We start from the raw sequence: 26768 nt of genomic DNA, 5'->3' as shown, positions 1-26768 counted from the left end.
CTTGAGATGAACGAGTCATGGGACCCGGCCGGGCCCGCCGTCGCCACCCGCGCGGTCACCAAGACGTACGCGAACGGCGTCCGCGCGGTCCGGGGCGTCGACCTCGACGTACCGGTCGGTGAGATCCGCGCGGTCGTCGGCGAGAACGGAGCGGGCAAGTCCACGCTGATGAAGCTGCTCTACGGCCTGGAGCAGCCCACCTCCGGCGAGATCTTGATCGGCGGCCGGCCCCGCGTACTGCGCGGCCCGGCGTCCGCGATCGCGCTCGGTGTCGGCATGGTCCACCAGAACCTGATGCTGGTGCCGTCCTTCACCGTCGCCCAGAACGTCGTCCTCGGCGTCGAGCCCGGCCGACGGGGTCTGGTCGACGCCCAGGCGGCCGTCGAGGCCACCGCCCGGCTCGCCGAGGAGGCCGGACTCGCCGTCGACCCGCTGGCCCGTATCGACGAGGTGTCGGTCGGCATGCGCCAGCGCGCCGAGATCCTCAAGGCCCTCCACCGCCGGGCCCGGACACTGATCCTGGACGAGCCGACCGCGGTCCTCACCCCACAGGAGACGGAGGACCTCTTCGCCGCCGTACGACGCCTGCGCGACGGCGGGATGACCGTGCTGTTCATCTCCCACAAGCTGCGCGAGGTGCGGGAGATCAGCGACCGGGTGAGCGTGATGCGGGCCGGCGCCCTCGTCGGAACCGTCGCCACCGCCGACACCTCCGAGCGTGAACTCGCCGCGATGATGGTCGGCCGCGAGATGACCCTCGACGTCGACCGCGCCCCGGCCCGGCGCGCCGCCACCGCGCTGCGGGTGCGGGACCTGGGCTACGCCGCCCCGACCGGGCAGTCCCTGCACGGCATCGACTTCGACGTCGCCGCCGGCGAGATCGTCGGCGTGGCCGGTATCGAGGGCAACGGGCAGACCGAACTCGCCGAGATCCTCGCCGGGTTGCGGCGACCGGGCTCGGGCACGGTACGCGTCGGTGACACCGACACCGCCGGGCTCGACGTCGCCGGACACCGCCGGGCCGGCATCGGATACGTCCCCGAGGACCGCCTCCACGACGGGGCCGCGCTGGACGAGTCCATCGCCGACAACCTCGTCGTCGACCGGCACGACCGCCCGCCCCTCGCCCGCCGAGGCGTCCTGCGCCCCGCCGCCGTACGCGCCCACGCCGAACGGCTCGTCGCGGACTACGCCATCCGCACACCCGACCCGTCCGTGCCGGTGCGCGCGCTGTCCGGCGGCAACCTGCAGAAGGTCGTCGTCGCCCGCGAACTCTCCGCCGGACCACGGCTGTTGATCGCCTCCCAGATCACCCGCGGCGTGGACATCGGCGCCATGCGCTTCATGTACGAGCGTCTCGTCGCCGCCCGCGACGCGGGCGCGGCGGTCCTCCTCATCTCCGCCGACCTCACCGAACTCCTCGCCCTCTCCGACCGGTTGCTCGTCCTCAAGGACGGCCGGCTCGTCGGCCGCTTCGACGACACGACCGACCTCACCGAGAAGCGGGTCGGCCTGTACATGCTCGGCGTCGAACACCACGCACCGCAGCGGCTGAGAGCCGGGCTGGACGACCACGGTTCCGGCGACTCCGGGAAGGCGACCCCCTGATGACCAGCACCCTCATCGAGAGCGAGGACCGCCGGGAGTACCGGGCCACCCGGCGCCGGGGCCTCGCCGTCGACCTCAGCATGACCCTGGCGACCGTCCTGGTGGCCCTCGTCATCGGCTTCCTCGTGATCCTCGCCACCGGCAAGGACCCGGTCGCCGCCTACGAGGCCCTGCTCACCGGCCCGTTGGAGCGCTCCTTCCGCGTCGGCCGCTGGCTGGAGGACGCCACCACACTCACCCTGCTCGGCCTGTCGGTGGCCATCCCCTTCCGGGCCCGCCAGATCAGCCTGGGCGCCGAGAGCCAGCTGTACGCGGGCGCGCTCGCGGCGGCCACCGTCGCGATCTTCCTGCCGCTGCCGCCCGTCGCCGTCGTGCTCGTCCCGCTGGTCGCCGCGGCGGCCGCCGGGGCCGGCATGGGCTTCGTGCCCGGCTCGATGAAGGCACGGCTCGGCGCCAACGAGATCGTGGCGACGCTGATGCTCAACGCCATCGTCGTACGCGTCTACGACTACCTGGTGAACGGCCCGTTGAAGGAGCCCGGCAGCAGCGCGGTCCACTCGGAGCGCATCCAGCCGGACTCCGCGCTGACCCCCCTCACCGAATGGCTCGGCATCCCCTTCGGCCGTGCCAACGTCGGTTTCCTGCTGATGCTGCTCACCGCTGTCGCCCTGTGGCTGCTCGTCACCCGTACCCCGCTCGGCTACCGCATCCGGATGACCGGGTCCAATCCGCACTTCGCCGAGTACGGCGGCATCCGGGTGCCCCGCGCGATCGAGTGGAGCTTCGTGATCGGCGGGGCCGTCGCGGGCCTGGCCGGAGCGCATCTCGTGCAGGGCGTGTACGGGCGCCTCGAACCCGGGCTCGCCGGGAGCCTCGCCTTCGAGGGGATCGTGGTGGCGCTGCTCGCCCGGAACAACCCGCTGGTCGTCGTGGTCGCCGGCCTCTTCTACTCCTACCTGCGCGCCGGGGGAGACATCATGGAACAGCAGACGGACGTGGGCACGGAGATCGTGGTCGTGATCCAGGCGGTCATCGTCCTCCTGGTCACCGCCCAAGCCCTCCCGGACCTCCTCAAACGCCGCCTCGCCCGCGGCCCGGCGCCCGCCGCGCAGGGCCGACCGGTCACCGGCGCTGCCTCGAACGGCCGGACGAGTGCCGGCGGGCACACCGACGGCCGGTCGGGTGTCGGCGGAGCCTCACACGGCCTTCCCGCGACCGGCGGACGCGTCGGCGACCGACGCCGTGGCGGCACGGACCCGCAGGGCCGACCGGGCGCCGCCCACGACGCGGACGGCGACGGACACCCCGGTGGTGCGCGCGGTGAGGGGGAGGCCCGATGAGTTCCGTTCTCGATGTCGTCCTCAGCAGCGCCTTCCTCGCGGCCGTGCTGCGCGTGGCCACCCCCTATCTGCTCGCCGCCATGGGCGGACTCGTCGCCGAACGCGCCGGCATCAGCAACATCGCCCTGGAGGGCCAGATGCTGAGCGCCGCCTGCACGGGCGCGCTGGTCGCCGGCTACAGCGGGTCGGTCGCGGCCGGCGCCCTCGCCGGCGTGACGGTGGCCGTCCTGCTCGGCGTCCTCCTCGCCGCGCTCCGCCTCGAACTGGGCGCCGACGCGATCATCGCGGGCATCGGCCTCAACCTGCTCGCGTCCGGCGGCACCGCCTACGCCGTCTTCACCCTCCTCGGCGACAAGGGCGGCACGTCCGGCCTGAAGAGCGGAACCCTGCCCACGGTCCCCCTGCCCGGCATTGAGGACATCCCCGTGCTGGGGGACGTACTCAGCGGCCAGAACATGCTGACCTGGCTGGCCTTCCTCGCGGCCCCCTTCGTCGCCTGGCTCTTCTACCGCACCCGCTTCGGCTTCCACCTCCGCGCGGTCGGCGAGATGCCGGACGCCGCCGCCTCGGTCGGCATCGCGGTACGGCGCGTCCAGTACGCGGGCCTCGCGCTCAGCGGCGCGCTCGCCGGTCTCGCGGGGGTCTTCCTCAGCATGGGGTACGTGTCCTTCTTCGTCCGGGACATGACCGCCGGCCGCGGCTTCATCGCCCTCGCCGCGGTCTTCCTCGGTGGCCTGCGCCCCTGGGGCGTCTTCCTCGCCGCCCTCGGCTTCGGCGCGGCCGAGGCCCTGGCGGTCCAGCTCGGCACCCTCGACGTTCCACCGCAACTGGTGTCGACCATCCCGTACGCGATGACCCTGGTCGCCCTGGCGCTCTACGCGTGGCGGAGGAAGCGGCGGGGAGCGGGGGAGGTGGCCCCGGCGTCCCTCTGACGCCGGCTGCCGCCCCGTGCTTTTCGGCCCGCAGGGCCGGTCTTTCAAGGGCGCGGGGAACTGCGCGACCAGCCCCCACTCACCCGCACCCCGCGACGCACCAGCTCCACCCCTCACCGTCCGCACCCCTCCCCTCACCGTCCGCACCTCTCCCCTCACCGTCCGCACCTCTCCCCTCCTCTCCCCTCCCCTCCCCGGAAGGAACACCCATGCCCGGACACAGACGGCTCACCGGCAGGCACAGGCGCAGACGCGTCGGCCTCGCCGCCCTCACCGCCTCCGCCCTTCTCGGCGGCCTGACCCTCACCAACAACCTCGCCGCCGACGCCGCCCCCGAGGCGGACAGGACCCCCAAGAAGACCCAGAACGGCATCACCCTCCTCGACACCCTCACCGTCCCCGCCGGGACCACCGAGTTCGGCATGCCCTTCGGCGGACTCTCCGGCATCGACTACGACCCGAGAACCCACACGTACGCCGCCCTCAGCGACGACCGCTCCGAGAACGGCAAGGCCCGCTTCTACACACTGCAACTCCCCCTCGACGGACGGAAGTTCGCCGAGGACAAGCCCACCCTCGACGCCCTGACCGTCCTCGACGACACCACCGGCGAACCCTTCGCCGCCAAGGCCGTCGACCCGGAGGCGATCCGCTGGAACCCCGGCGGCAAGGGCCTGCTGTGGACCAGCGAGGGCGCCTCCGCCTCCGGACAGCCGGCCTTCGTCCGCGAGACCTCCCCGTCCGGCGCGTACCTGCGCGAACTGCCCCTGCCGAAGGCGTACGCCCCGGTCCGTTCGGAGGCGGGCACCCTCGTCGCCGGTGTCCGCAACAACCAGGCCCTGGAAGGGCTGACCCTCTCCCCGGACGGCCGAGAGGCCGTCACGATCACCGAGAACGCGCTCGTCCAGGACGGCCCGGCGGCCGGGCTGACCGCGAAGAGCCCCTCGCGACTGCTGGTCATGGACCGCCGCACCGGCAGGCCCGAGGCCGAACACATCTACGAGGTCGACCCGATCTCCGCCGCGCCCACCGCCCCGCTGCCCGCCCCCGTCGGCACCTACGCGGCCGACCGGGGCGTCTCCGAGATCCTCGCGATCAACAAGACCGACTACCTCACCGTCGAACGCTCCTTCGCCTCCGGCGTGGGCTTCGCGATCCGCCTGTACTGGACGACCACCCGCGGCGCCACGGACGTACGCGGCGAGGAGAAGCTGTCCGGCACGGATCGGCCGATGCCGAAGAAGCTGCTCTACGACTTCACCCTCTCCGGCACGGACGCCGACAACGTCGAGGGCATCACCTGGGGCCCCACCCTCCCCGACGGCTCCCGCACCCTCGTCCTCGTCGCCGACGACAACTTCGGCTTCAACGGCAGCGTCACCAAGTTCCATCTGCTGTCCGTCCGCCCCGGCGCCCTGACCGGCGGCATCCCCGCCGTCCCGAAGCAGCCGGACACCGTCGACGTCCAGCTCCTCTCCTTCAACGACTTCCACGGCAACCTGGAGCCGCCCACGGGCCGTGACGCCACCCTCGGCTCCAAGCTGGACCCGAAGTCCACCCCGGTCGGCGGCGCCGAACACCTCGCGGCCCGCCTCAAGCAGCTCCGCGAGGGCACCGACGCCTCCCTGACCGTCGCCGCCGGAGACATCATCGGCGCCAGCCCCTTCCTCTCCGGCCTCTTCCACGACGAGCCGACCGTCGAATCCATGGAGAAGCTGCGCCTGGACGTCACGAGCGTCGGCAACCACGAGTTCGACGAGGGCACCGAGGAACTGCTGCGCATCCAGCACGGAGGCTGCCACCCCGACGACGGCTGCTACATCGAGGGCGAACCGTACGACGGCTCCGCCTTCCCGTGGCTCGCCGCCAACGTCCTCGACCGCACCACCGGCAAGCCGCTCCTCGCCCCCACCTGGGTCAAGAAGGTCGACGGCGTCAAGGTCGGCTTCATCGGCATGACCCTGGAGGGCACGCCCGCGGTCACCGGCCAGTCCGGCATCACGTCCGTACGCTTCGCCGACGAGGTCGAGACCGCCGACGCCGCCGCCCGCGCACTGCGCCGCCAGGGCGTCGAGGCGATCGTGGTCCTGCTCCACGAGGGCGGCGTCCAGGCCGGTTCGTACGGGCAGTGCGACGGCATCTCCGGCCCCGTCGTCGACATCGCGAAGCACCTCGCCCCGGCCATCGACGCCGTCGTCACCGGCCACACCCACCAGCCGTACGTCTGCACCCTGCCCGACCCCGCCGGCCACCCCCGTACGGTCACCTCGGCCTCCTCCTTCGGCCGGGTCGTCACCGAGACGCGCCTGCCCGTGGACCGCCGCACAGGCGACGTCGTACGGGACCGGGTGGCCGCCATGAACCACCTCGTCACCCGCACCGGCGCCAAGGACGCCGACCAGACCGCCGTCATCGACAAGTGGAAGGCCCTCTCGGCGCCCCTGGCCAACAAGGTCGTCGGCAGCGTCACCACCGACATCACCCGCTCCGAGACCCGCGACGCCGAGTCGGACCTCGCGAACATGGTGGCCGACGCGCAGCTCGCGGCGACCTCGGCACCCGAACGGGGCGGCGCGCGGATCGCGTTGATGAACCCCGGCGGCGTCCGGGCCGACCTCGTGCACGCCTCCTCCACGGGCGGCGAGGCACCCGGCGAGATCACCTACGCCGAGGCCTTCGCCGTACAGCCCTTCGCCGGGTCCCTGGTGTCGGTGGACCTCACCGGAGCACAGATCGAGAAGATCCTGGAGGAGCAGTTCAACGACTCCGGGACCCGTGCGCCCACCCTGATACTGGGCGTCTCCAAGGGCCTGACCTACTCCTTCTCCCGCAGTGCCCCCGTCGGCGACCGCATCGACCCGTCCTCGATCAAGCTCGACGGCGAGACCCTGGACCCGGACGCCACCTACCGGGTGACCGCCAACACCTTCCTCGCGGCGGGCGGCGACGGCTTCACCACCTTCGCCAAGGGCGGGAACAGCGTCGGCGGCGGAGACGACATCACCGCCTTCACCGACTACCTCACCGCCGAGAGCCCCGTCGCCCCACCGGGCACCGACCGGGTCACCGAACTGCCCTGATGCCGGGCCCCCGTCGTGGCCGCGGGGTCGGCCGCGGCCACGACGCGGGGGCGGTCCTCCGGCGAAAATGCCTGAGTGCGCCCTGATCCTTCGCTGTACGTTGGGCGTCCATCACAGACACCCACCACGAGGCAACCTCACCGTGTTCCTGACGATCAGTACCACCGGCACCCCAGAGCGCCCCGCGACCGATCTCGGTTTCCTGCTGCACAAGCATCCCGACAACGCGCAGGCGTTCTCCACCTCCTACGGCACGGCGCACGTCCTCTACCCCGAGGCGCACGTCGAGCGGTGCACGGCCGCGCTGCTGCTGGAGGTGGACGCGGTGGCACTGGTCAGAAGGGGCAAGGGCAAGGGCCGCGGCGGCGCCCCCGACGCGGCGCTCGCCCAGTACGTCAACGACCGCCCGTACGCGGCCTCCTCCCTGCTCGCCGTCGCGCTGAACGACGTCTTCTCCAGCGCCGTGCGCGGCCAGTGCAAGGCCCGCCCCGAACTCCCGGAGCAGGTCCGCCCGCTGCGCGTCGAGATACCGGCGCTGCCCGCCCGCGGCGGTCCGGATCTCGTCGTCAAGCTCTTCGCGCCACTCGGCTGGACCGTCACCGCCGAGGCGGTGCCGCTGGACACCCAGTTCCCCGAATGGGGTGCCTCCCGCTACGTACGGCTCGTCCTGGAGTCGGAGTCGCTCACCCTCGCCGAGGCGCTGCGGCACCTGTACGTGCTGCTGCCGGTGCTCGACGACGCCAAGCACTACTGGGTGTCGTCCGACGAGGTCGACAAGCTGCTGCGCGTGGGCGAGGGCTGGCTCCCGGACCACCCCGAGCACAAGCTGATCACCAGCCGGTACCTCTCCCGCCGCTGGTCGCTGACCCGGCAGGCCATGGAGCGCATGGAACTCGTCCGGCTGGCCGAGGCCGACGACAGCGAGGTCGAGGAGATCGACAACGCGGTCGAGGAGTCCGCGGACGGGGAGGCCGACGGCGAGATCGCGGCCGAGGCCGAGGCCGAGCCGGGGGCCGTCGTCGAGCCGGGGCCCGAGACCGGGGACGGGCCCGAGACCGGGGACGGGGCCGAGACCGGGGACGGGGCCGAGACCGGGGCCGAGTCCGTCGAGAAGTCGACTCCGCTGGCCGTGCAGCGGCGTGACGCGATCATCGCCGCGCTCAAGGACTCCGGGGCCGCCCGCGTCCTCGACCTGGGCTGCGGTCAGGGCCAGTTGGTGCAGGCGCTGCTCAAGGACGTCCGCTTCACCGAGATCGTCGGTACGGACGTCTCGATGCGCGCGCTCACCATCGCCTCCCGCCGCCTCAAGCTCGACCGCATGGGCGAGCGCCAGGCCGCCCGCGTCCAGCTCTTCCAGAGCTCCCTCGCCTACACCGACAAGCGGCTCAAGGGCTACGACGCCGCCGTGCTCTGCGAGGTCGTCGAGCACCTCGACGCGGCCCGGCTGCCGGCCCTGGAGTACGCCGTGTTCGGCTCGGCCCGCCCCCGCACCGTCCTCGTGACCACCCCGAACGTCGAGTACAACGTCCGCTGGGAATCCCTTCCCGCCGGGCACGCCCGGCACAGCGACCACCGCTTCGAGTGGACCCGGGAGGAGTTCCGCGCCTGGGCGACGACCGTGGCCGAACGGCATGGCTACCAGGTCCGGTTCGTGCCCGTCGGGCCCGACGACCCTGAGGTGGGGCCGCCCACCCAGATGGCCGTGTTCGACATGACCACGGCCACGACCGACACCACGAACAAGACCGACACCACGAACAAGAAGGAGGCGAACGCGGCATGAGCGAGACCACCGGAACCACCACCGGCAACACGACCGGGGAGACCCCCGAGGGGCGCACCCTGCCCGTCACCGACCTCTCCCTCGTGGTGCTGATCGGCGCCTCCGGCTCGGGCAAGTCCACGTTCGCCCGACGCCACTTCAAGCCCACCGAGATCATCTCCTCCGACTTCTGCCGGGGACTGGTCTCGGACGACGAGAACGACCAGAGCGCGACGAAGGACGCCTTCGACGTGCTCCACTACATCGCGGGCAAGCGCCTCGCGGCCGGCCGCCGTACCGTCGTCGACGCGACCAGCGTGCAGCAGGAGTCCCGCCGGCAGCTGATCGAACTGGCCCGGAAGCACGACGTGCTGCCGATAGCCGTCGTGCTCGACGTACCGGAGGAGGTGTGCGCCGCGCGCAACGCGGCCCGCACCGACCGCGCCGACATGCCGCGCCGCGTCATCCAGCGCCACACCCGCGAACTGCGCCGCTCCCTCAGGCACCTGGAGCGCGAGGGCTTCCGCAAGGTGCACGTCCTGCGCGGTGTCGAGGAGATCGACCACGCCACGATCGTCACCGAGAAGCGCTTCAACGACCTCACCCACCTCACCGGCCCGTTCGACATCGTCGGCGACATCCACGGCTGCGCGAGCGAACTGGAGGCGCTGCTCGGCAAGCTGGGCTACGTCGGCGGCGTCCACCCGGAAGGCCGTACGGCCGTCTTCGTCGGCGACCTGGTCGACCGGGGACCGGACAGCCCGGCCGTGCTGCGCCGCGTGATGTCGATGGTCGGCTCCGGCAACGCGCTCTGCGTGCCCGGCAACCACGAGAACAAGTACGGCCGTTACCTGAAGGGCCGCAACGTCCAGCACACCCACGGGCTCGCCGAGACCATCGCGCAGATGGAGGACGAGAGCGAGGAGTTCAAGCAGGAGGTGCGGCGGTTCATCGACGGGCTCGTCAGCCACTACGTCCTCGACGGCGGGAAGCTGGTCGTCTGTCACGCCGGTCTGCCGGAGAGGTACCACGGCCGCACCTCCGGCCGGGTCCGCAGCCACGCGCTGTACGGCGACACCACGGGCGAGACCGACGAGTTCGGGCTGCCGGTGCGCTACCCGTGGGCGGAGGACTACCGGGGCCGCGCCGCCGTGGTCTACGGCCACACCCCGGTGCCCACCGCCACCTGGCTGAACAACACCATCTGCCTCGACACGGGTGCCGTCTTCGGTGGCAGGCTCACCGCGCTGCGCTGGCCGGAGCGCGAACTCGTCGACGTACCGGCGGAGAAGGTCTGGTACGAGCCGGCCAGGCCGCTGGCCACCGAGGCGCCCGGCGGGCACGAGGGCAGGCCGCTGGACCTGGCGGACGTGCACGGCCGTCGGGTCGTCGAGACCCGGCACGCCGGCCGGGTGTCGGTCCGCGAGGAGAACGCGGCCGCGGCGCTCGAGGTCATGAGCCGTTTCGCGGTCGACCCGCGGCTGCTGCCGTACCTGCCGCCGACCATGGCGCCGACCGCGACCTCGCATGTCGAGGGCTACCTGGAGCACCCGGCGGAGGCGTTCGCGCAGTACAAGGAGGACGGTGTCGCGCGGGTCGTGTGCGAGGAGAAGCACATGGGTTCCCGGGCGGTCGTCCTGGTCTGCCGCGACGCGGACGCGGCACGCGCCCGCTTCGGTGTGGACGGCCCCACCGGTTCCCTCTACACCCGCACCGGCCGCCCGTTCTTCGACGACCAGTCGCGCACCGAGCTGGTCCTCGCCCGGATCCGCGAGGCCGTCACGGCGGCCGGGCTCTGGGACGAACTCGACACCGACTGGCTGCTGCTGGACGCCGAGTTGATGCCCTGGTCGCTGAAGGCGTCCGGGCTGCTGCGCACCCAGTACGCGGCCGTCGGGGCCGCCTCCGGCGCGGTGTTCCCGGGCGCGCTGGCCGCCCTGGAGGGCGCGGCGGCACGCGGCGTCGACGTGGGCGACCTGCTGGGCAGGCAGCGCGAGCGGGCCGCCGACGCCGCCGCGTTCACGGAGGCCTACCGGCGCTACTGCTGGCCCACCGAGGGCCTGGACGGCGTCCGGCTCGCCCCCTTCCAGATCCTCGCGGTCCAGGGCCGCAGCCTCGCCGCGCTCCCGCACGACGAGCAGCTCGCGCTGCTGGACCGGCTCGTCGAGTACGACGTCAGCGGTCTGCTGCAGACCACCCGGCGCCTCTTCGTCGACACCGGCGACGAGGCCTCGGTGCGCGCCGGCATCGACTGGTGGCTGGAGATGACCGGCCGCGGCGGCGAGGGCATGGTCGTCAAGCCGGTCGGGGCGGTCGTGCGCAGCGGACAGGGACGGTTGGTCCAGCCGGGCATCAAGTGCCGGGGCCGGGAGTACCTGCGGATCATCTACGGCCCGGAGTACACCCGCCCGGAGAACCTCGCACGGCTGCGCGGCCGGTTCCTCAACCACAAGCGGTCCCTCGCCCTGCGCGAGTACGCCCTGGGCCTGGAGGCCCTGGACCGGCTCGCCGAGGGAGAGCCGCTGTGGCGGGGGCACGAGGCGGTGTTCGGGGTACTGGCCCTGGAGTCGGAGCCCGTCGACCCCCGGTTGTGAGACCGACGCCCGTCACGGACGACCCTCGTCCGTGGCGGGCGGACCCGCGCCCGTGACATGACATTGCGGCTGATAATGTCGCGAGCAGGCGTGGCCGTGTTCCGCGTTCGAGAGGTTCCGGCGGTGCTCGGGGAGACAGCGATCGAAGCCGATCGCAGGCGACCGCTGTCACCCGAGTCGGTCCCATCGGTCCCAGTCGAAGGTATGTGGGGTTTCCCATGCGTCGCAGCACCACGTGGTCCGGAACGCGGTCAGCTGCCGGATCCGCCGGGCGGTCCGGTCGAGAGCGGTCGGCCCTCGACGCCGCGTACGACGAGTGCCGCCACCTGGTCCGCACGACCCGGCCCACCGAGTACGCGCTCATGCAGCTGATGCCGCCGACGGTCCGCCCCGCGTGCTGGGCCCTGTACGCCGCTCTCGCCTCCGCCGACGACCTGCTCGACTCCACCGAGGGCACGCCGGAGGAGCGGAGCAGGCGGCTTCAGGAGTGGCGGACCGCGCTGGAGGCCGACCTGGCGAGCGGCACCAGCGACGACCCGGTACGACTCGCGCTGACCGACGCGGTCTGGCACTGGGGGCTCGACCCCGCGGATCTGCTGGGAGCCCTGGACGCCGTCCAGGGGGACGAGGCCCGCGAGGGTGTCGCGACCTGGCAGGAGTGGCGGGAGCGAGCCCACGCCCAGAACGTCAGCTGGCCCGAACAGTTGATGCGCATGCTGGTCCGCTCCGGACTGCCCGTCCCCGTGCGACTGCGCGACCTCCCGGGCTTCACCCGGTTCGTGGACGGTCTCTTCCTCGCCGACATGCTCCGCGACCTCCCCGAGGACCTTGACGCCGGGCAGGTGTGGTTCCCCACCGAGGTCCTCGACCGCCACGGTGTGACCCGGGACGAGCTGATCTCCCGCGCGTGGACCCCGGCCGTACGGCGGCTGGTCGCGCACCTCGTCGACCAGGCCCGGCAGTGGTTGGAGAGCTCCCGCCGGGCGCTGCGGAACACGCTGCCGCTGGGCCCCGCCATCGTGCTCGACACCGCGGTCGAACTCTTCGGCGCGGAGCTGGACGCGATCGAACGCTCCGGCTCGGCCGTCCTGCACCGCCCGGTACGCGTGCCCCGGCACACCGAGTGGCGGATCGTGGGCCCGGCCCGAGCCCGAGCCGCCGTGGTGTGGCGGCTGACGCTGCCGCCGGGCAGGGACGACATGCCGGTGCGGACGGCCGGAGGCGCGTCGGCCGGCGGCGGCGCCGGGGACGCCTCGGCTCCGGGCCCCCTCACCGGCCCCGAACGGCTCGTCACGCGGATCGCCGAACCGCCGCTGCCCCCGCGCCCGCACCGCGACGGCGCCCGCCCGCCGGCCATAGCCGAGGCGCACCTGCCCCGGCACGTGGCCATCGTCATGGACGGCAACGGACGCTGGGCCACCGGGCTCGGGCTGCCCCGCGACGAGGGCCACCGGGCCGGAGCGGTGGCCCTGCGCGACGTCGTCCAGGGCGCGCTGGAGATCGGCCTCGCCCATCTGACGGTCTACGCCTTCTCCACCGAGAACTGGAAGCGGTCGCCCGACGAGGTCTCCAAACTCTTCGCGATCATGCGCGCCGAGCTGCTCGACGGTGAACTGCTCGACCACGACGTACGACTGCGCTGGGTCGGCTCTCCCGACGGCCTCCCGGAGGACGTGGTGGAGGTCCTCCGCGCCCAGGAGCACGCCACCCGCAACCGTACCGGCCTCACGCTCAACGTCTGCGTCAACTACGGCGGCCGGGCCGAACTCGCCCAGGCGGGGGCGGCGTTGGCGCGTGCCGCGCTCGCGGGCGAGGTCGATCCCGCCCGGGTCTCCGAACAGCTCTTCGCCGCGCACCTGCCTCATCACGCCCTGCCCGACGTGGACCTCCTGTGGCGCACCAGCGGTGAGATCCGCACGTCCAACTTCCTGCCCTGGCACGCCCACTACGCGGAGCTCCACTTCACGGACCAGCCGTGGCCCGAGGTGGACCGCCGCGATCTGTGGTCCGCCGTCACGGCGTACACCCACCGCAAACGCCGCAAGGGGGCGGCGTCCGCCGACGGGGCCGAGTAACTGCCGGTCAAGGTCTCGGGGCCGCGGGTTCGTGACCGGGTGCGGGCCCGGTGGGGCTTCTCGCGCAGTTCCCCGCGCCCCTGAAAAGCGGGGGCTGCGCCCCGTGCTTTTCACCCCGCGGCTCCGCCGCTTTTCAGGCGCGCAGGGCCGTGGTCTTTCAGGCGCGCAGGGCCTGGTCTTTGAGGCGCGCAGGGCCTGGTCTTTCAGGGGCGCGGGAACTGCGCGAGAAGCCCCACCCACCCGCACCCGAAGAACCCACCTCGGGGGTCGAAGGGGCGCAGCCCCTGGTGACGGGACGGGTAGGGGCGGCGGGGGCGACCCATCACGTCAGCCCACCAACCGCAACCGAACCCCCGCCACCCCCACCCGCACCGTCTGCCCCCACGTCAGCTCCAGCGCATCCCCCTCCATCCCGTCCCCGAACACGATCAACCGATCCGACTCGACCGTCACCCGCAGCCGCGCCGCCGCCGCCAACTCCCCCGCCACCAGGGACGTCCCGGTCACCGGAGACGGCCACGCCTCACGCACGAACCACAGCAGACGCGCCTCGTCGCGCCCCGGAAGGGCCAGCGCACTGGCCCGTTCCTGCCAGACGGACCGGATCCACCCGCTCGCCCCGGTCCCCGTCCCGACCAGCACCCCGGACGAGGCCTGGGGCTCGACGGCACCCCTGTCGCCGTCGAGCCCCAGGCGGTACCGGGCGGTCTGGTGCCCCGCCGCGCCGAGGTAGATCTCGTTGAGCGCCACCAGCCGCTGCGTGTCGTCCGCGACGGCCTCGACCATCGTCAACTCGTCGACCTGGCCCGCTCGTTGGACAGAAGCGGCCAGCAACTTCGCGGCCTGCTCCGGCCGATGCCGCACCAGCACCCCCGGATTGCGCCGGGGATCGGGGTTGATCCCCACCACCGGCTGCCCCGCGAGGTACTTCGCCGCGTTGGCGACCAGCCCGTCCTGCCCGACCACGACCACCACGTCCTCGGGAGCGAACAGAAAGCGGTCCAGATCGCCCCGCTCGACCCGCGACTGACGCCACGTCAGCGGCACCGAGGAGGCGACCTCGGCGAGCGCCGCGCGTTCCCGCCGGTGCCGCTCGGCCACGTCCTCGATGTCCCGCCCCCGGGACCGCAGGAAGAAGGCGGCCTGCCCGTGCGTACCGTGCCGGGCCACCAACTCCTCGTACTCGGTGGTGCGATGGACCAGCACCACGCGCGGCGCCAGACTCACGCCCGGTCCCCGCCGCCGAGCCTGGACAGCAGCCCGGTCAGCACATCCGGCGACACCGTCACACTCTCGATCCGCGGCAGGTTCTCCGCGAGCCGCGACCCGGTCAGCGCGTGCAGCGTCGCCGCGTCCACCTCGGCGTGCACCCGCAGCCACGCCGCCTGCGCCTCGGCCCGCGCCGCGCCCACCTCCCGCGCGGCCCTCGCCTCGGCCTCGGCGAGCTTGACCTGCCGCGCCGCCTCCGCCTGCGCCAGCTTCACACTCCGTGCGGCCTCGGCCTCGGCGAGCTTCACGGTGCGTTCGGCCTCCGCCTCGGTCAGCCGTACCGTCCGGGCCGCCTCCGCGCCCGCCTTCACCGCGTCGGCGGCGGCCCTCTCCTCCGCCTCGCGCCGCGCGTTGGTGCCCCGCTGCTCGACCAACTGCTCCTCGCGCCGGGCGAGTTCGATCTGGCTGGCCAGCTCGTTCTCGGCGATGGCCCGCTCCCGCTCGACGGCCACGGCCCGGCGCTCGTACGTCGCCCGGTCGGCCTCCTGCTGGATCTGCTCCCGGGCCGGTGTACGCAGCGCGCGCTCCACCTCGGGCTCGGGCCGCAGCGCCACCACGCGGACGGCCACGATCTCGATCCCGGTGGCCGGCAGCCGTGGCTCGGCCGCCAGCCCGCTCGCCACCCGTTCCCGGACCGCCGCGACCCCGTCGACCAGGGCGGAGGCCAGTGTCGTACGGGCCAGGACGTCCAGCGCGTGCTGCTGGGCCGTCTCCGTCAGCAGGGTCGACAGCTGCTCCAGCGGAGCGCCGCGCCAGACCCCCGTGTCGGGGTCGATGGAGAAGTCGAGCCGGGCGGCGGCGATCGCGGGGTCGCTCACCCGGTACGTGACCGTCGCCTGCACCGCCACGTCCTGGAAGTCGGACGTACGGGCGTGGAAGGTCATCGCCAGTTCCCGGTCGTCCACCGGGATCTCGGAGAGCGCGGCGCTGAGCGACCGGTACCAGAAGCTCAGCCCCGGGCCGTCGTGCGCGAGCCGCCCGGAGCGGTGGTGACGGATGTGGGCGGTGGGTGCTCCGCGCAGATGCCGCCAGCCGAGCCGTCTGGTGATGTCGGCCATGGATGGTCCCCCTCTGGTGCCGCCGGACGTGTCCGCGAGCCCGCCCCCGATGTTCGGTGCGAGCGATTCGCGTCACTTAGACGATAACGAGGGGACCCCTTTATCGTCAAGAGGACGAGATGAAGGTGGCGGAAGGATTCCGATTCGGCCGACCGGAGGGTGAACACGCGCCCGAATGGTCAGGATGAGGGCATGGGATTCCATGTCGACTCCGAGGCCGGGCGCCTGCGCCGCGTCATCCTGCACCGGCCGGACCTTGAGCTCAAAAGGCTCACCCCCAGCAATAAGACCGCGCTGCTCTTCGACGACGTCCTGTGGGTGCGCCGGGCGCGCGCCGAGCACGACGGATTCGCCGACGTGCTGCGTGACCGGGGCGTCGCCGTCCACCTCTTCGGTGACCTCCTCACCGACGTCATGCGGATTCCGCAGGCCCGGCAACTCGTCCTGGACCGCGTCTTCGACGAGAAGGAGTACGGCCCGCTCGCCACGGACCACCTCAGGGCCGCCTTCGAATCGCTGCCCGTGGACGGGCTGGTCGAGGCGCTGATCGGCGGTATGACCAAGCGCGAGTTCCTCGACGCGCACATGGAGCCGGCCTCCGTCCGCTTCCATGTCATGGAGTTGGACGACTTCCTCCTCGACCCGCTCCCCAACCACCTCTTCACCCGCGACACCTCCGCCTGGATCTACGACGGGGTGTCCATCAACGCCATGCGCTGGCCGGCCCGTCAGCGCGAGACCGTCCACTTCGAGGCGATCTACCGGCATCACCCGCTGTTCCGCGCCGAGACGTTCCATGTCTGGTCGGAGGGTCAGGCCGACTACCCGTCGACCATCGAGGGCGGCGACGTCCTCGTCATCGGCAACGGGGCCGTCCTCATCGGCATGAGCGAACGGACGACTCCGCAGGCCGTCGAGATGCTCGCGCACAAGCTCTTCGCCGCCGGCTCCGCGCAGACCATCGTGGCCCTCGACATGCCCAAGCGCCGGGCCTTCATGCACCTCGACACCGTCATGACCATGGTCGACGGAGACACCTTCACCCAGTACGGCGGACTCGGCATGCTCCGCTCGTACACCATCGAGCCCGGTGTCGAGGAGAAGGAGCTCAAGGTCACCGACCATCCGCCGGAGCACATGCACCGCGCGATCGCCGCCGCGCTCGGCCTCGACGCGATCCGGGTGCTCACCGCCACGCAGGACGTCCACGCCGCCGAACGCGAGCAGTGGGACGACGGCTGCAACGTTCTCGCCGTCGAGCCCGGCGTCGTGGTCGCCTACGAGCGCAACGCCACCACCAACACGCATCTGCGCAAGCAGGGCATCGAGGTCATCGAGATCCCGGGCAGCGAGCTGGGGCGGGGGAGGGGCGGGCCGCGCTGCATGAGCTGCCCGGTGGAGAGATCCGCGGTGTAGGGATCCACGGCGCTGGGATGCCGGGTGCCGGGGCGGGGACGCGTGGAGGCACGGAGGGCGCCGTATAGAAATGTGGAACATCGTATAGACTTCCAGTCTTCCTGTCGCTGTCCCTGTCCCGTCGACCCAGGAGCGCCCCATGGTGACCGTTCCCCACGCCCTCGCCGGGCGTCACTTCCTCAAGGAGCTGGACTTCACCGCGGAGGAGTTCCGAGGGCTGATCGAGCTGGCCGTGGAGCTGAAGGCGGCCAAGAAGGCCGGGACGGAGGCCCAGCACCTGCAGGGCAGGAACATCGCGCTCATCTTCGAGAAGACCTCGACGCGCACACGCTGCGCGTTCGAGGTCGCCGCGGCCGACCAGGGCGCCCGGACGGTGTACCTGGACCCGTCCGGCTCCCAGATGGGCCACAAGGAGTCGGTCAAGGACACCGCGCGGGTGCTCGGACGGATGTTCGACGCAATCGAGTACCGGGGCGACAGTCAGGCGAACGTCGAGGAGCTGGCGGCGTACGCCGGGGTGCCGGTCTACAACGGGCTCACCGACGACTGGCATCCCACCCAGATGCTGGCCGACGTGATGACCATGACCGAGCACAGCGACAAGCCGCTGGACGAGATGGTCCTCGCCTACCTCGGCGACGCCCGTTTCAACATGGGCAACTCCTACCTGGTCACCGGTGCCCTGCTCGGCATGGACGTGCGGATCGTCGCCCCGCAGGCCTACTGGCCGGCCGAGGAGATCGTCACCCACGCCCGCAAGCTCGCCGAGATCAGCGGTGCGCGGATCACCCTCACCGAGCACATCCACGAGGGGGCCGAGGGCGCCGACTTCGTCGCCACCGACGTCTGGGTCTCCATGGGGGAGCCCAAGGAGGTCTGGGGCGAGCGCATCGGGGCGCTCTCCCCGTACGCCGTGACCATGGACGTGCTGCGGGCCACCGGCAACGCGGACGTCAAGTTCCTGCACTGTCTGCCGGCCTTCCACGACCTCGGCACCAAGGTGGGCCGCGAGATCCACGAGCTGCACGGGCTGGACTCGCTGGAGGTCACGGACGAGGTGTTCGAGTCGGCGCACTCCGTGGTCTTCGACGAGGCGGAGAACCGGCTGCACACGATCAAGGCGGTCCTGGTGGCGACCCTGGCGTGAGGCCGACGCCCCGCGACGCCGGGCCGGCGGTCGGCCGGGGGCCGGGGACTACGCGTGGCGGCGCTGCGGCGGCACCGTCGGCAGCCGGAACCACACCGCCTTGCCGGAGTCCGTGGGGCGGTGACCGCAGGCGGAGCTGAGGGCGCGGATCAGCAGCAGACCGCGGCCGTGCTCCTGCCAGGGGTCGGGGTCGAGGTGTCCCGGGGCGGTGAGGTCGCCCGGGGGAGCGGGGTCGGGGTCGTGGACCTCCACCTTGCAGCCGCTCGGCACCAGCTCGACGATCAGCTCTATGGGGCCCTCCCCGGCGGCGTGCTCGATCGCGTTCGCGACCAGCTCCGCCGTGAGCAGCTCAGCCGTGTCGCAGTCCGCCCCGTGCTCCAGCTCGGTCAGCGCGGTCCGCACCAGGGCGCGGGCCACGGGCACGGCCGCGGCAGTGTGCGGCAGCGCGATGCGCCAGGAGGCGGGGGCGGAGGGTTCGTGCAAGGCGGCTGATCCGTTCATGGAGCAGGTCATGGCTCGTCCTGCTTTCAACGTGATGAATGGTACGGCGCGGACCGGTGAAGTCGCTCGGCGGGCCGCGAGGGGCCGTCGGCCCCGTTGACGGCGGTCTACCCGTGCCAACGCCCCGCCGCGCCCGGCCGAGCCTGTCGTTACCGGCTTGTCGAACGTCCGTGACCGAGTCACGGGGCCCGCAGACCGCCTCCGTGGCGTCCGGATCGGCCTATCGCTTCGCCCTATCGCGCACTCGTGACGACAGTCAGATAACAGTGATAACTTCAAGGGGCAGGGAAGCAGCCGCGCGTCGCGGTAGCCCCCGAGGAGGCCGCCCGTATGAGTCCCTTCACCGGCTCCGCCGCCCGCACCTCCGACTGGCGGCACCTGCGGTGCGAGATCACCGACGGCGTCGCCACCGTCACCCTCGCCCGCCCGGAGAAGCTGAACGCCCTCACCTTCGGCGCCTACGCCGACCTGCGCGACCTGCTCGCCGAACTCTCCCGGGAGAGATCCGTACGGGCCCTGGTGCTGGCCGGCGCCGGCCGCGGCTTCTGCTCCGGTGGGGACGTCGACGAGATCATCGGCGCCACCCTCGCCATGGACACCGCCCAGCTGCTCGACTTCAACCGGATGACCGGCCAGGTCGTACGAGCGATCCGCGAATGCCCCTTCCCCGTGATCGCCGCCGTGCACGGCGTGGCGGCGGGCGCCGGAGCGGTCCTCGCCCTGGCCGCCGACTTCCGGGTGGCCGACCCCACCGCCCGCTTCTCCTTCCTCTTCACCCGCGTGGGCCTCTCCGGCGGCGACATGGGCGCTGCCTACCTGCTGCCCCGTGTCGTCGGCCTCGGCCACGCCACCCGCCTGCTCATGCTCGGCGAACCCGTCCATGCCGCCGAGGCCGAGCGCACCGGCCTGCTCAGCCAACTCACCGACGAGGGCAGTGCCGACGCGGCCGCCCAGGCGCTGGCCAGCCGCCTGGCCGAGGGCCCGGCCCTGGCCCACGCCCAGACGAAGGCCCTGCTGACGGCCGAGCTGGACATGCCCCTGTCGGCCGCCGTGGAACTCGACGCGGCGACCCAGGCCCTCCTGATGACCGGCGAGGACTACAGGGAGTTCCACGCGTCGTTCACGGAAAAGCGCGCGCCGAAGTGGCAGGGCCACTGATGCCGACGCCGGCCGCTGAACCGACCTCCCCTGTCATACCGCCCTCAGGTGCAGCCTCCCCAGGGGCGCGGGGCGGGGTCGATATGCGGCTCCGCCGCGGGGCGCGACCAGCCCCCACGACCCCCCACCCGCCAACGCACCCCACCCACCCCATCCGAATAGCGATCATCGGCGGCGGCCCGGCCGGCCTCTACGCCGCAGCCCTGCTGAAGCGCCTGAACCCATCCCGCGACGTCACCGTCTGGGAACGCAACCTCCCCCACGACACCTTCGGCTTCGGCGTGGTCCTGTCCGACGAGACCCTCGGCGGCATAGAACACGCCGACCCCCAGGTCCACGAGGCACTGCAAGCGCACTTCGTCCGCTGGGACGACATCGACATCGTCCACCGAGGCATCCGCCACACCTCCGGAGGACACGGCTTCGCAGCCCTCGGCCGCCGTACCCTCCTGCAGGTCCTCCACGCCCGCTGCCGCGCCCTCGGCGTGGACCTCCGCTTCGGCACGGAGGCCCCGTACCCCTCCTGGCTCTGTGAGACGTACGACCTGGTCATCGCGGCGGACGGTGTGCACAGCGCGACGCGCGAGGCGTACGCCCAGGTGTTCCGGCCCGCCGTCCGGACACATCGCTGCCGGTACATCTGGCTCGCCGCCGACTTCGCCTTCGAGGCGTTCCGCTTCGAGATCGCCGAGACCGAGCACGGCGTGGCACAACTGCACGGCTACCCCTATGCGCCCGGCGCCTCCACCGTCATCGTGGAGATGCGCGAGGAGGTGTGGCGGGCCGCCGGGCTGGACGGGGCGGACGAGCGGGAGTCGGTCGAACGGTGCGCGAAACTCTTCGCGGACGCGCTCGGCGGACGCCCCCTGCGCTCCAACAACTCCACCTGGACGACCTTCCGCACGGTCGTCAACGAACGCTGGTCCCACGGCAACCTCGTCCTGCTCGGCGACGCCGCGCACACCGCGCACTTCTCCATCGGCTCCGGTACGAAGCTGGCCGTCGAGGACGCGCTGGCCCTGGTCGCCTCCCTGGAGGAACAGCCCGACCTGGAACGGGCGTTGCGGGCGTACGAGGAGGAACGCCGTCCGGTGGTCGCCTCCACCCAGCGCGCGGCGCGGGCCAGCCTGGAGTGGTTCGAGGACATCGGGCTCCATCTCGACCAGCCGTCCCGGCAGTTCGCCTTCAACCTCCTCACCCGCAGCCGCCGCGTCACCCACGACAACCTCCGGCTGCGCGACGCGCACTTCACCGGCGCGGTGGAGCGGGAGTTCGGCTGCCCGCCAGGCACGCCCCCGATGTTCACCCCCTTCCGACTGCGCGGGCTGACCCTGCGCAACCGGGTCGTCGTCTCCCCGATGGACATGTACTCGGCGACCGACGGCGTCCCCGGCGACTTCCACCTCGTCCATCTCGGCGCCCGGGCCCTAGGCGGCGCCGGGCTCGTGATGACCGAGATGGTGTGCGTCAGCCCCGAAGGGCGGATCACGCCGGGCTGCGCCGGGCTCTGGAACACGCGGCAGGCCGACGCCTGGCGCCGCACGGTGACCTTCGTGCACGATCGGGCGCCCGGCACAGCCATCGGCGTGCAGTTGGGGCACTCCGGCCGCAAGGGCTCGACCAAACGGATGTGGGAGGGCATCGACGAGCCCCTGGACACCGGCAACTGGCCCCTCGCGGCGGCCTCCCCGCTCCCGTACAAGCCGGGCGGCCAGACGCCGCGCGAACTCTCCCGCGCACACCTCACCGACATCCGCGAGCAGTTCGCCTCGGCCGCGGTCAGAGCCGCCCGCAGCGGGTTCGACCTGCTCGAACTCCACTGCGCCCACGGCTACTTGCTCTCCGGCTTCCTCTCACCGCTGACCAACCGCCGCACCGACCGCTACGGCGGCTCCCTCGCCCACCGGCTCCGCTTCCCGCTGGAGGTCTTCGACGCCGTACGGGCGGTGTGGCCGGAGGAGCGGCCCATGACCGTCCGTATCTCCGCGACCGACTGGGCGGACGGGGGGACCACCGCCGACGACGCCGTCGCGATCGCCCGTGCCTTCGCCGCGCACGGCGCCGACGCGATCGACGTCTCGACGGGGCAGGTCGTCGTCGACGAGCAGCCCGAGTACGGCCGCTCGTACCAGACCCCGTACGCGGACCGCATCCGGCACGAGGTGGGGGTGCCGGTGATCGCCGTCGGCGCCATCTCCTCCTGGGACGACGTCAACTCACTGATCCTCGCGGGCCGCACCGACCTCTGCGCCCTGGCCCGCCCCCACCTCTACGACCCCCACTGGACCCTCCACGCGGCGGCCGAACAGGGTTACGAGGGACCGGGCGCGCCCTGGCCCGCCCCGTACCGGGCCGGCAGCCGCCGCCCCAACACCGGTCGCACCGACGCCCCCAGACCCCGCCTCACCCTGTCCTGACCACCACGCGACACGGCAGGCCGCAGGGCTACCGGGATCCATTCGCAGTGCTCTGCCCTTCAGGCCGGGGGTGAAGCGAATCTGACGACGGCGACGCGGTGTGTCGCGGCATTGTTCCGGCGGAGTTGGAAGCTGCGGTGGAAGTCCCGTCGGTCACCGTCGTGAGGGACGCGGCCAGGCGGAGACCCGTTCCACGGCTTCCAGTTGGTCGGTGAGGACCGACTTGGAGTCGTGCAGCAGGCGGCCCACCAGGGTGGACTTGCCGTCGTCTACCGACCCGGCCGTCGCGAAGCGCAGCGTGTCGCTGGTGATCGTGCTCGTGCCTAGAAGTACCCCTCGCGCTTACGGTCTTCCATCGCGGCCTCGGACATCTTGTCGTCGGCGCGGGTCGCGCCCCGCTCGGTGAGCCGGGAGGCGGCGATCTCGGTGATCACGGCGTCCAGCGTGGTCGCGTCCGAATCCACGGCACCCGTGCAGGACATGTCGCCCACCGTCCGGTACCGCACCCGGCGCTTCTCGACCCTCTCGTTCTCGCGCGGCCCGCCCCACTCGCCGGCGGTCAGCCACATCCCGGCCCGCTGGAACACCTCACGCTCGTGCGCGAAGTAGATCTCCGGCAGCTCGATGCCCTCGCGGGCGATGTACTGCCAGACGTCCAGCTCGGTCCAGTTGGAGAGGGGGAAGACGCGGACGTGTTCGCCGGGTGCGTGGCGGCCGTTGTAGAGGTTCCACAGCTCGGGGCGCTGGCGTCGCGGGTCCCACTGGGAGAACTCGTCGCGCAGTGAGAACACCCGCTCCTTGGCCCGTGCCTTCTCCTCGTCGCGGCGGCCGCCGCCGAAGACGGCGTCGAACTTCTCCGCCTGGATCCTCTCGGTGAGCGGCACGGTCTGCAGGGGGTTGCGGGTGCCGTCGGGGCGTTCGCGCAGCACTCCGCGGTCGATGTAGTCCTGGACGGAGGCCACGTGCAGCCGCAGTCCGTGGCGGGCCACCGTGCGGTCGCGGTACTCCAGCACCTCGGGGAAGTTGTGTCCGGTGTCGACGTGCAGCAGGGAGAAGGGGACCGCGGCGGGGGCGAAGGCCTTCAGCGCCAGGTGCAGCATGACGATGGAGTCCTTGCCGCCGGAGAAGAGGATCACCGGCCGCTCGAACTCGCCCGCGACCTCGCGGAAGATGTGGACCGCCTCGGACTCCAGCGCGTCCAGGTGCGACAGCGGGTAGGGGGTGCCGGTGGTACCGGTCATACGAGGCCCCGTTCCGCCAGCAGCGCGTACACGGCCGCGGCCGACTCGTCGGGCGTCTGGTGCTGCGTGGGGAGGTGGAGCGCCGGGGCGGCCGGCGGCTCGTACGGATCGTCGACGCCGGTCAGGCCCTTGAGCCGGCCCGCGGCCTGCCGGGCGTACAGCCCCTTCACATCACGCCGGCTGCACACCTCGACGGGGGTGGCGACATGCACCTCGAAGTACGGGGTTCCGCTGGCGTCGTGGCGCCCGCGGACTGCCTCGCGGCTGTCGGCGTAGGGCGCGATGACCGGCACGAGCGCCTTGACGCCGTTCCGGGCGAGGACCTCGGCGACCAGGCCGATGCGTTGCACATTGGTGTTGCGGTCCTCGCGGGAGAACCCGAGCCCCGCGGAGAGGAAGCGGCGGATCTCGTCACCGTCGAGTACCTCCACCCGATGTCCCTCGGACCGCAGCCGCCCGGCGAGGACGCGAGCGATCGTGGTCTTGCCCGCGCTCGGCAGTCCGGTGAGCCAGACCGTGGCTCCCTGGGCCTGGGAGGCCCTGGACGAGGTGGTCATGCGTGGGTTCCTTTCGGGGCGCCGGCGGCGATGCCGTGCCGTTGCTCGTGGAGGGAGGCGAAGAGGGACTCCCAGCGGTGGTGGACGGAGTCCGGGCCGTAGGAGGCCGCCGTGAGGACCGCGGCCACGCCCATGTCGGCGCGCAGCACCTCGTCGGCCATCAGCCGGGCCATGGCGTCGGCGAGCGCGTCGGGGTCCTCGGGCGGGACGAGCAGCCCGTCCACGCCGTGCGTCAGTACGTCGGCGGGGCCGGTCGGGCAGTCGAAGCTCACCACGGGCAGGGCGTGGCTCATCGCCTCGATCATCACCATGGGCAGTCCCTCGAAGCGTGAACTGAGCACGTAGAAGGAGGCCTTGGCGAGTTCGTCGTCCAAGCGGTCGGTGTGCCCCATGAGGAAGACATGATTGTAGAGATGGTGTTCGTCGATGAGGTGGCGCAGTTCCGACTTCTTCTCGCCGCTGCCGTAAATTCTCAACTGCCAGTCGGGGTAGGCCTCGACGAGCTTCGCCCAGGCCGGGATCAGCAGGTCGAAGCCCTTCTGAGGGAAGAGCCGGCCGGCCGCCACCGCGATCCTCGACCGGGGGTCGGCGGGGACCTGGTCCAGGGAGTGCACCGCGTTGGGGATCCGGACGACCCTGGTCCCGGGCAGGAGTTCGGTGTACTCCTCGCGGTCGCGTTCGGTGAGCACGGCGACCGCAGCGAAGCGCGGGTACGTCTCCTGGATGCGCTGCTGCACGTCCCGCTTGTGGGTGCCGAGGTTCATGTGCTCCTGGGCGACCCGGACCACACCTCCGGTGGCGTGTTCGGCGGCCAGGAAGTTCAGCGCGGGACGGGTGGTGACGAGGACGCCGTCGGTCAACGACCGCAGGTACGCGATGAGCCGGTCCTCGACGTACCGGTTGAAGTGGCGGTAGCCGAACTCGCCCTTGGGGATGTGCCGGGCGGGTGCCTCCAGCTGTACGCCGCGCCGGCGGTCGAGCCAGCGGGCCAGGAGCCCGGACGGCGGGGTGTGGGCGCCCTCGCGCAGGTCGACGACGGTGGTGACCCGCACCCGGGGGTCGAGCGGGAACTGGAGGTCGTCGCGGCGGCGCAGGGCGCTGACGATCTCCACGGTCCAGCCGGCCGCCACCAGGGAGTTGGCCTGGTTCATCACCGTGCGGATGGTGCCGCCCCGGCCGTACGCGTGCAGCAGCAGGTAGCGGATGCGGGGGCGCCGGGGGAGTGGTCGGCGGTCGGTCATGCGGGGCCTCCCGTACGGCACTCCAGAGACAGGTTGTCCTTGATCGTGAAGTAGGGCCGCACCCGGAGGTCTCCCGCGCGCTGCTCCGGATACACGAAGATCTTCTTCTTGCCCCGCACGTCGTCGAGGTGCCTCCCGGCACGCAGTTCGACCTCACCGTCCGTCAGGTGGACGTCCCATTCCTCGACGGGCGCGTAGTCGTCGGCGGTGAGGTCGCCGACGGGCAGTTCGGTCTCGAAGCGGTCGCCCTCGACGGCGGCGGCGTAGCGCAGCGTCCGGCCGGTGTGCGCGCGGCGCGTGAGGAGCAGGTGCCAGGTCCCGTCCGCCGGGGTCCCGTGGATGCGTCCGACGAGTCTGATGTGCCCGTCGCGCGGCCACACCTCGGCTATCTCGGCGTGCGGCCTCACTGGCTGTAGCCCCACGCCTCGCACATCGGCCGGAGCAGGTCGGGGATCTCGTCGTCGGTGGGCAGCGCCCGCCCGGCCTGCACCCGCCCCGTCCTGATCTTGTCCCGCCAATCGCCGAGGCCCTTGACGACCTGGGCGTCGTCCTGCCTGCCGTAGTCGAGCATGGAGGGCTCGAAGTCGATGTCCAGGAACGCGCACAGCCCCCGCAGCTCCTTCTCGGCGTCGGCGGTGAGGTCCTCGTAGCGCACGGTGTACCCGCCGGTGGTGCCCTCGCGCGCCCGCTCGACGGCCCTCATATAGCGCAGCGCGTCGGCGGCGGCCTCGTCGTAGGTGCGCTTGTCGGGGTCCCCCTCGTACCAGGACCGGGCGATGGAGACCGGGTGGCGCAGCAGGAAGACGAAGCGGGCGTCCGGCCAGCAGTCCCGGATGCGCTCGTACACGAAGGCGTTGCTCGGGGTTTTCTCGACGATGAAGTCCTTGCCCGACCTGACCAGTTCGCGGTGCATGACCCGGTCCCACAGCAGGTGCTCCAGGTCACCGCGCTCCAGGTCGAGCGCGCTCATCGCCTTCTGGGAGAGCTTGCTGCCGTAACCGACCTCCAGGCGGCGTATGTGCAGCTCGTGCGGGGAGTGCAGCCGCGGGTGCGCGTTCAGGAGCATGCGAAGCAGGGTGGAGCCCGAGCGCACGGGCGACATGATGAAGACCGGCCGCCTGAGCAACCGGTCCGTCGCGAGGTCCTCGGGAGCCGGACATCGGTACACCGCCGTGGGCTTCTTAGCCGCCCGCTTCGGCGCCGTGGCCCCGGGCGCGGCGGACGCGACCGGGGAGGCCCTGCGTACTTGCAGACCGGTGGTGGCGGTGAGGGCACGGTTCAGGTTGCGCATGAGGCTCATGCGTCAGGATGGTAAGTAAAGATTCTGAGAAGACCGAAGCAAGAACCTGAGGGTTCCCTGAGTGAACGAAAC

The 26768-nt window shown here is 72.0% G+C and carries 19 protein-coding genes; 11 read left to right on the top strand and 8 right to left on the bottom strand.

Translation table 11 applies throughout. The features are described 5' to 3' along the window. Positions 1 to 6: 6 nt before the first annotated feature. The 7 genes from P8T65_RS11360 (at position 7) to uppS (ending at position 13391) form a co-directional block, all read left to right on the top strand. Complete coding sequence (locus P8T65_RS11360; protein WP_316725301.1) at positions 7 to 1608, top strand: ABC transporter ATP-binding protein; 1602 nt, start codon at positions 7 to 9, stop codon at positions 1606 to 1608. Then, entirely contained in the window at positions 1608 to 2948 is a 1341-nt protein-coding gene (locus tag P8T65_RS11355; protein WP_316725300.1) for an ABC transporter permease, read from the top strand. Before P8T65_RS11360 ends, P8T65_RS11355 begins: the two co-directional genes overlap by 1 nt. Continuing rightward, complete coding sequence (locus tag P8T65_RS11350) at positions 2945 to 3880, top strand: ABC transporter permease (protein ID WP_316725299.1); 936 nt, start codon at positions 2945 to 2947, stop codon at positions 3878 to 3880. The genes P8T65_RS11355 and P8T65_RS11350 overlap by 4 nt, the downstream gene beginning before the upstream one ends. A gap of 209 nt (positions 3881 to 4089) precedes the next feature. Next, on the top strand, positions 4090 to 6960 hold the full coding sequence (locus P8T65_RS11345; protein WP_316725298.1) for an esterase-like activity of phytase family protein: 2871 nt from the start codon (positions 4090 to 4092) through the stop codon (positions 6958 to 6960). A 142-nt stretch (positions 6961 to 7102) separates the two neighbouring features. Then, positions 7103 to 8743: a 3' terminal RNA ribose 2'-O-methyltransferase Hen1 gene (locus P8T65_RS11340; RefSeq protein ID WP_316725297.1), complete on the top strand. Its 1641-nt coding sequence runs from the start codon at positions 7103 to 7105 to the stop codon at positions 8741 to 8743. Continuing rightward, positions 8740 to 11316 carry a polynucleotide kinase-phosphatase gene (locus P8T65_RS11335; RefSeq protein ID WP_316725296.1) on the top strand — a complete coding sequence of 859 codons (2577 nt, stop codon included), beginning with the start codon at positions 8740 to 8742 and terminating at the stop codon, positions 11314 to 11316. The genes P8T65_RS11340 and P8T65_RS11335 overlap by 4 nt, the downstream gene beginning before the upstream one ends. Positions 11317 to 11534: 218 nt before the next feature. Then, on the top strand, positions 11535 to 13391 hold the full coding sequence (gene uppS, locus P8T65_RS11330; protein ID WP_316725295.1) for a polyprenyl diphosphate synthase: 1857 nt from the start codon (positions 11535 to 11537) through the stop codon (positions 13389 to 13391). Positions 13392 to 13718: 327 nt separating this feature from the next. On the opposite strand, the gene P8T65_RS11325 is transcribed toward uppS, so the two are convergent. Together P8T65_RS11325 and P8T65_RS11320 are read right to left on the bottom strand one after the other, a co-directional pair. Continuing rightward, positions 13719 to 14618 (bottom strand): hypothetical protein, encoded by a 900-nt coding sequence (locus P8T65_RS11325; RefSeq protein ID WP_316725294.1) that lies wholly within the window; start codon positions 14616 to 14618, stop codon positions 13719 to 13721. After that, positions 14615 to 15718, bottom strand: a complete 1104-nt coding sequence (locus P8T65_RS11320; protein ID WP_316725293.1) for an SPFH domain-containing protein — start codon at positions 15716 to 15718, stop codon at positions 14615 to 14617. Before P8T65_RS11320 ends, P8T65_RS11325 begins: the two co-directional genes overlap by 4 nt. 192 nt (positions 15719 to 15910) lie before the next feature. On the opposite strand from P8T65_RS11320, the gene P8T65_RS11315 reads away from it, so the two are divergent. Then, on the top strand, positions 15911 to 17134 hold the full coding sequence (locus P8T65_RS11315) for an arginine deiminase (RefSeq protein WP_316725292.1): 1224 nt from the start codon (positions 15911 to 15913) through the stop codon (positions 17132 to 17134). A 139-nt stretch (positions 17135 to 17273) separates the two neighbouring features. Beyond that, positions 17274 to 18281: an ornithine carbamoyltransferase gene (gene argF, locus P8T65_RS11310; protein ID WP_316725291.1), complete on the top strand. Its 1008-nt coding sequence runs from the start codon at positions 17274 to 17276 to the stop codon at positions 18279 to 18281. A gap of 48 nt (positions 18282 to 18329) precedes the next feature. On the opposite strand, the gene P8T65_RS11305 is transcribed toward argF, so the two are convergent. Further along, positions 18330 to 18782 carry an ATP-binding protein gene (locus P8T65_RS11305; RefSeq protein ID WP_399098731.1) on the bottom strand — a complete coding sequence of 151 codons (453 nt, stop codon included), beginning with the start codon at positions 18780 to 18782 and terminating at the stop codon, positions 18330 to 18332. Positions 18783 to 19112: 330 nt separating this feature from the next. On the opposite strand from P8T65_RS11305, the gene P8T65_RS11300 reads away from it, so the two are divergent. Together P8T65_RS11300 and P8T65_RS11295 are read left to right on the top strand one after the other, a co-directional pair. Next, positions 19113 to 19940 (top strand): enoyl-CoA hydratase family protein, encoded by an 828-nt coding sequence (locus tag P8T65_RS11300; RefSeq protein ID WP_316725289.1) that lies wholly within the window; start codon positions 19113 to 19115, stop codon positions 19938 to 19940. An 83-nt stretch (positions 19941 to 20023) separates the two neighbouring features. Then, positions 20024 to 22357, top strand: coding sequence for a bifunctional salicylyl-CoA 5-hydroxylase/oxidoreductase (locus P8T65_RS11295; RefSeq protein ID WP_316725288.1), 2334 nt, complete (start codon positions 20024 to 20026; stop codon positions 22355 to 22357). 323 nt (positions 22358 to 22680) lie between these two features. Here P8T65_RS11295 and cysD read toward each other — a convergent pair whose 3' ends face one another. The 5 genes from cysD to P8T65_RS11270 are packed head-to-tail and all read right to left on the bottom strand — an operon-like array spanning position 22681 to position 26696. After that, complete coding sequence (gene cysD, locus P8T65_RS11290; RefSeq protein ID WP_316725287.1) at positions 22681 to 23598, bottom strand: sulfate adenylyltransferase subunit CysD; 918 nt, start codon at positions 23596 to 23598, stop codon at positions 22681 to 22683. Further along, complete coding sequence (cysC, locus tag P8T65_RS11285) at positions 23595 to 24155, bottom strand: adenylyl-sulfate kinase (RefSeq protein WP_316725286.1); 561 nt, start codon at positions 24153 to 24155, stop codon at positions 23595 to 23597. Before cysC ends, cysD begins: the two co-directional genes overlap by 4 nt. Further along, complete coding sequence (locus P8T65_RS11280) at positions 24152 to 25396, bottom strand: glycosyltransferase family 4 protein (RefSeq protein ID WP_316725285.1); 1245 nt, start codon at positions 25394 to 25396, stop codon at positions 24152 to 24154. Before P8T65_RS11280 ends, cysC begins: the two co-directional genes overlap by 4 nt. Continuing rightward, a complete protein-coding gene (locus P8T65_RS11275) occupies positions 25393 to 25803 on the bottom strand; it encodes a hypothetical protein (protein ID WP_316725284.1) in 411 nt (136 codons plus the stop codon). The genes P8T65_RS11280 and P8T65_RS11275 overlap by 4 nt, the downstream gene beginning before the upstream one ends. Continuing rightward, positions 25800 to 26696 carry a sulfotransferase gene (locus tag P8T65_RS11270; RefSeq protein ID WP_316725283.1) on the bottom strand — a complete coding sequence of 299 codons (897 nt, stop codon included), beginning with the start codon at positions 26694 to 26696 and terminating at the stop codon, positions 25800 to 25802. The genes P8T65_RS11275 and P8T65_RS11270 overlap by 4 nt, the downstream gene beginning before the upstream one ends. Between the last annotated feature and the right edge of the window lie 72 nt (positions 26697 to 26768).

Source organism: Streptomyces sp. 11x1 (genome assembly GCF_032598905.1).
Lineage (GTDB): Bacteria > Actinomycetota > Actinomycetes > Streptomycetales > Streptomycetaceae > Streptomyces.
This window is presented reverse-complemented; position numbering and strand designations above follow the sequence as displayed.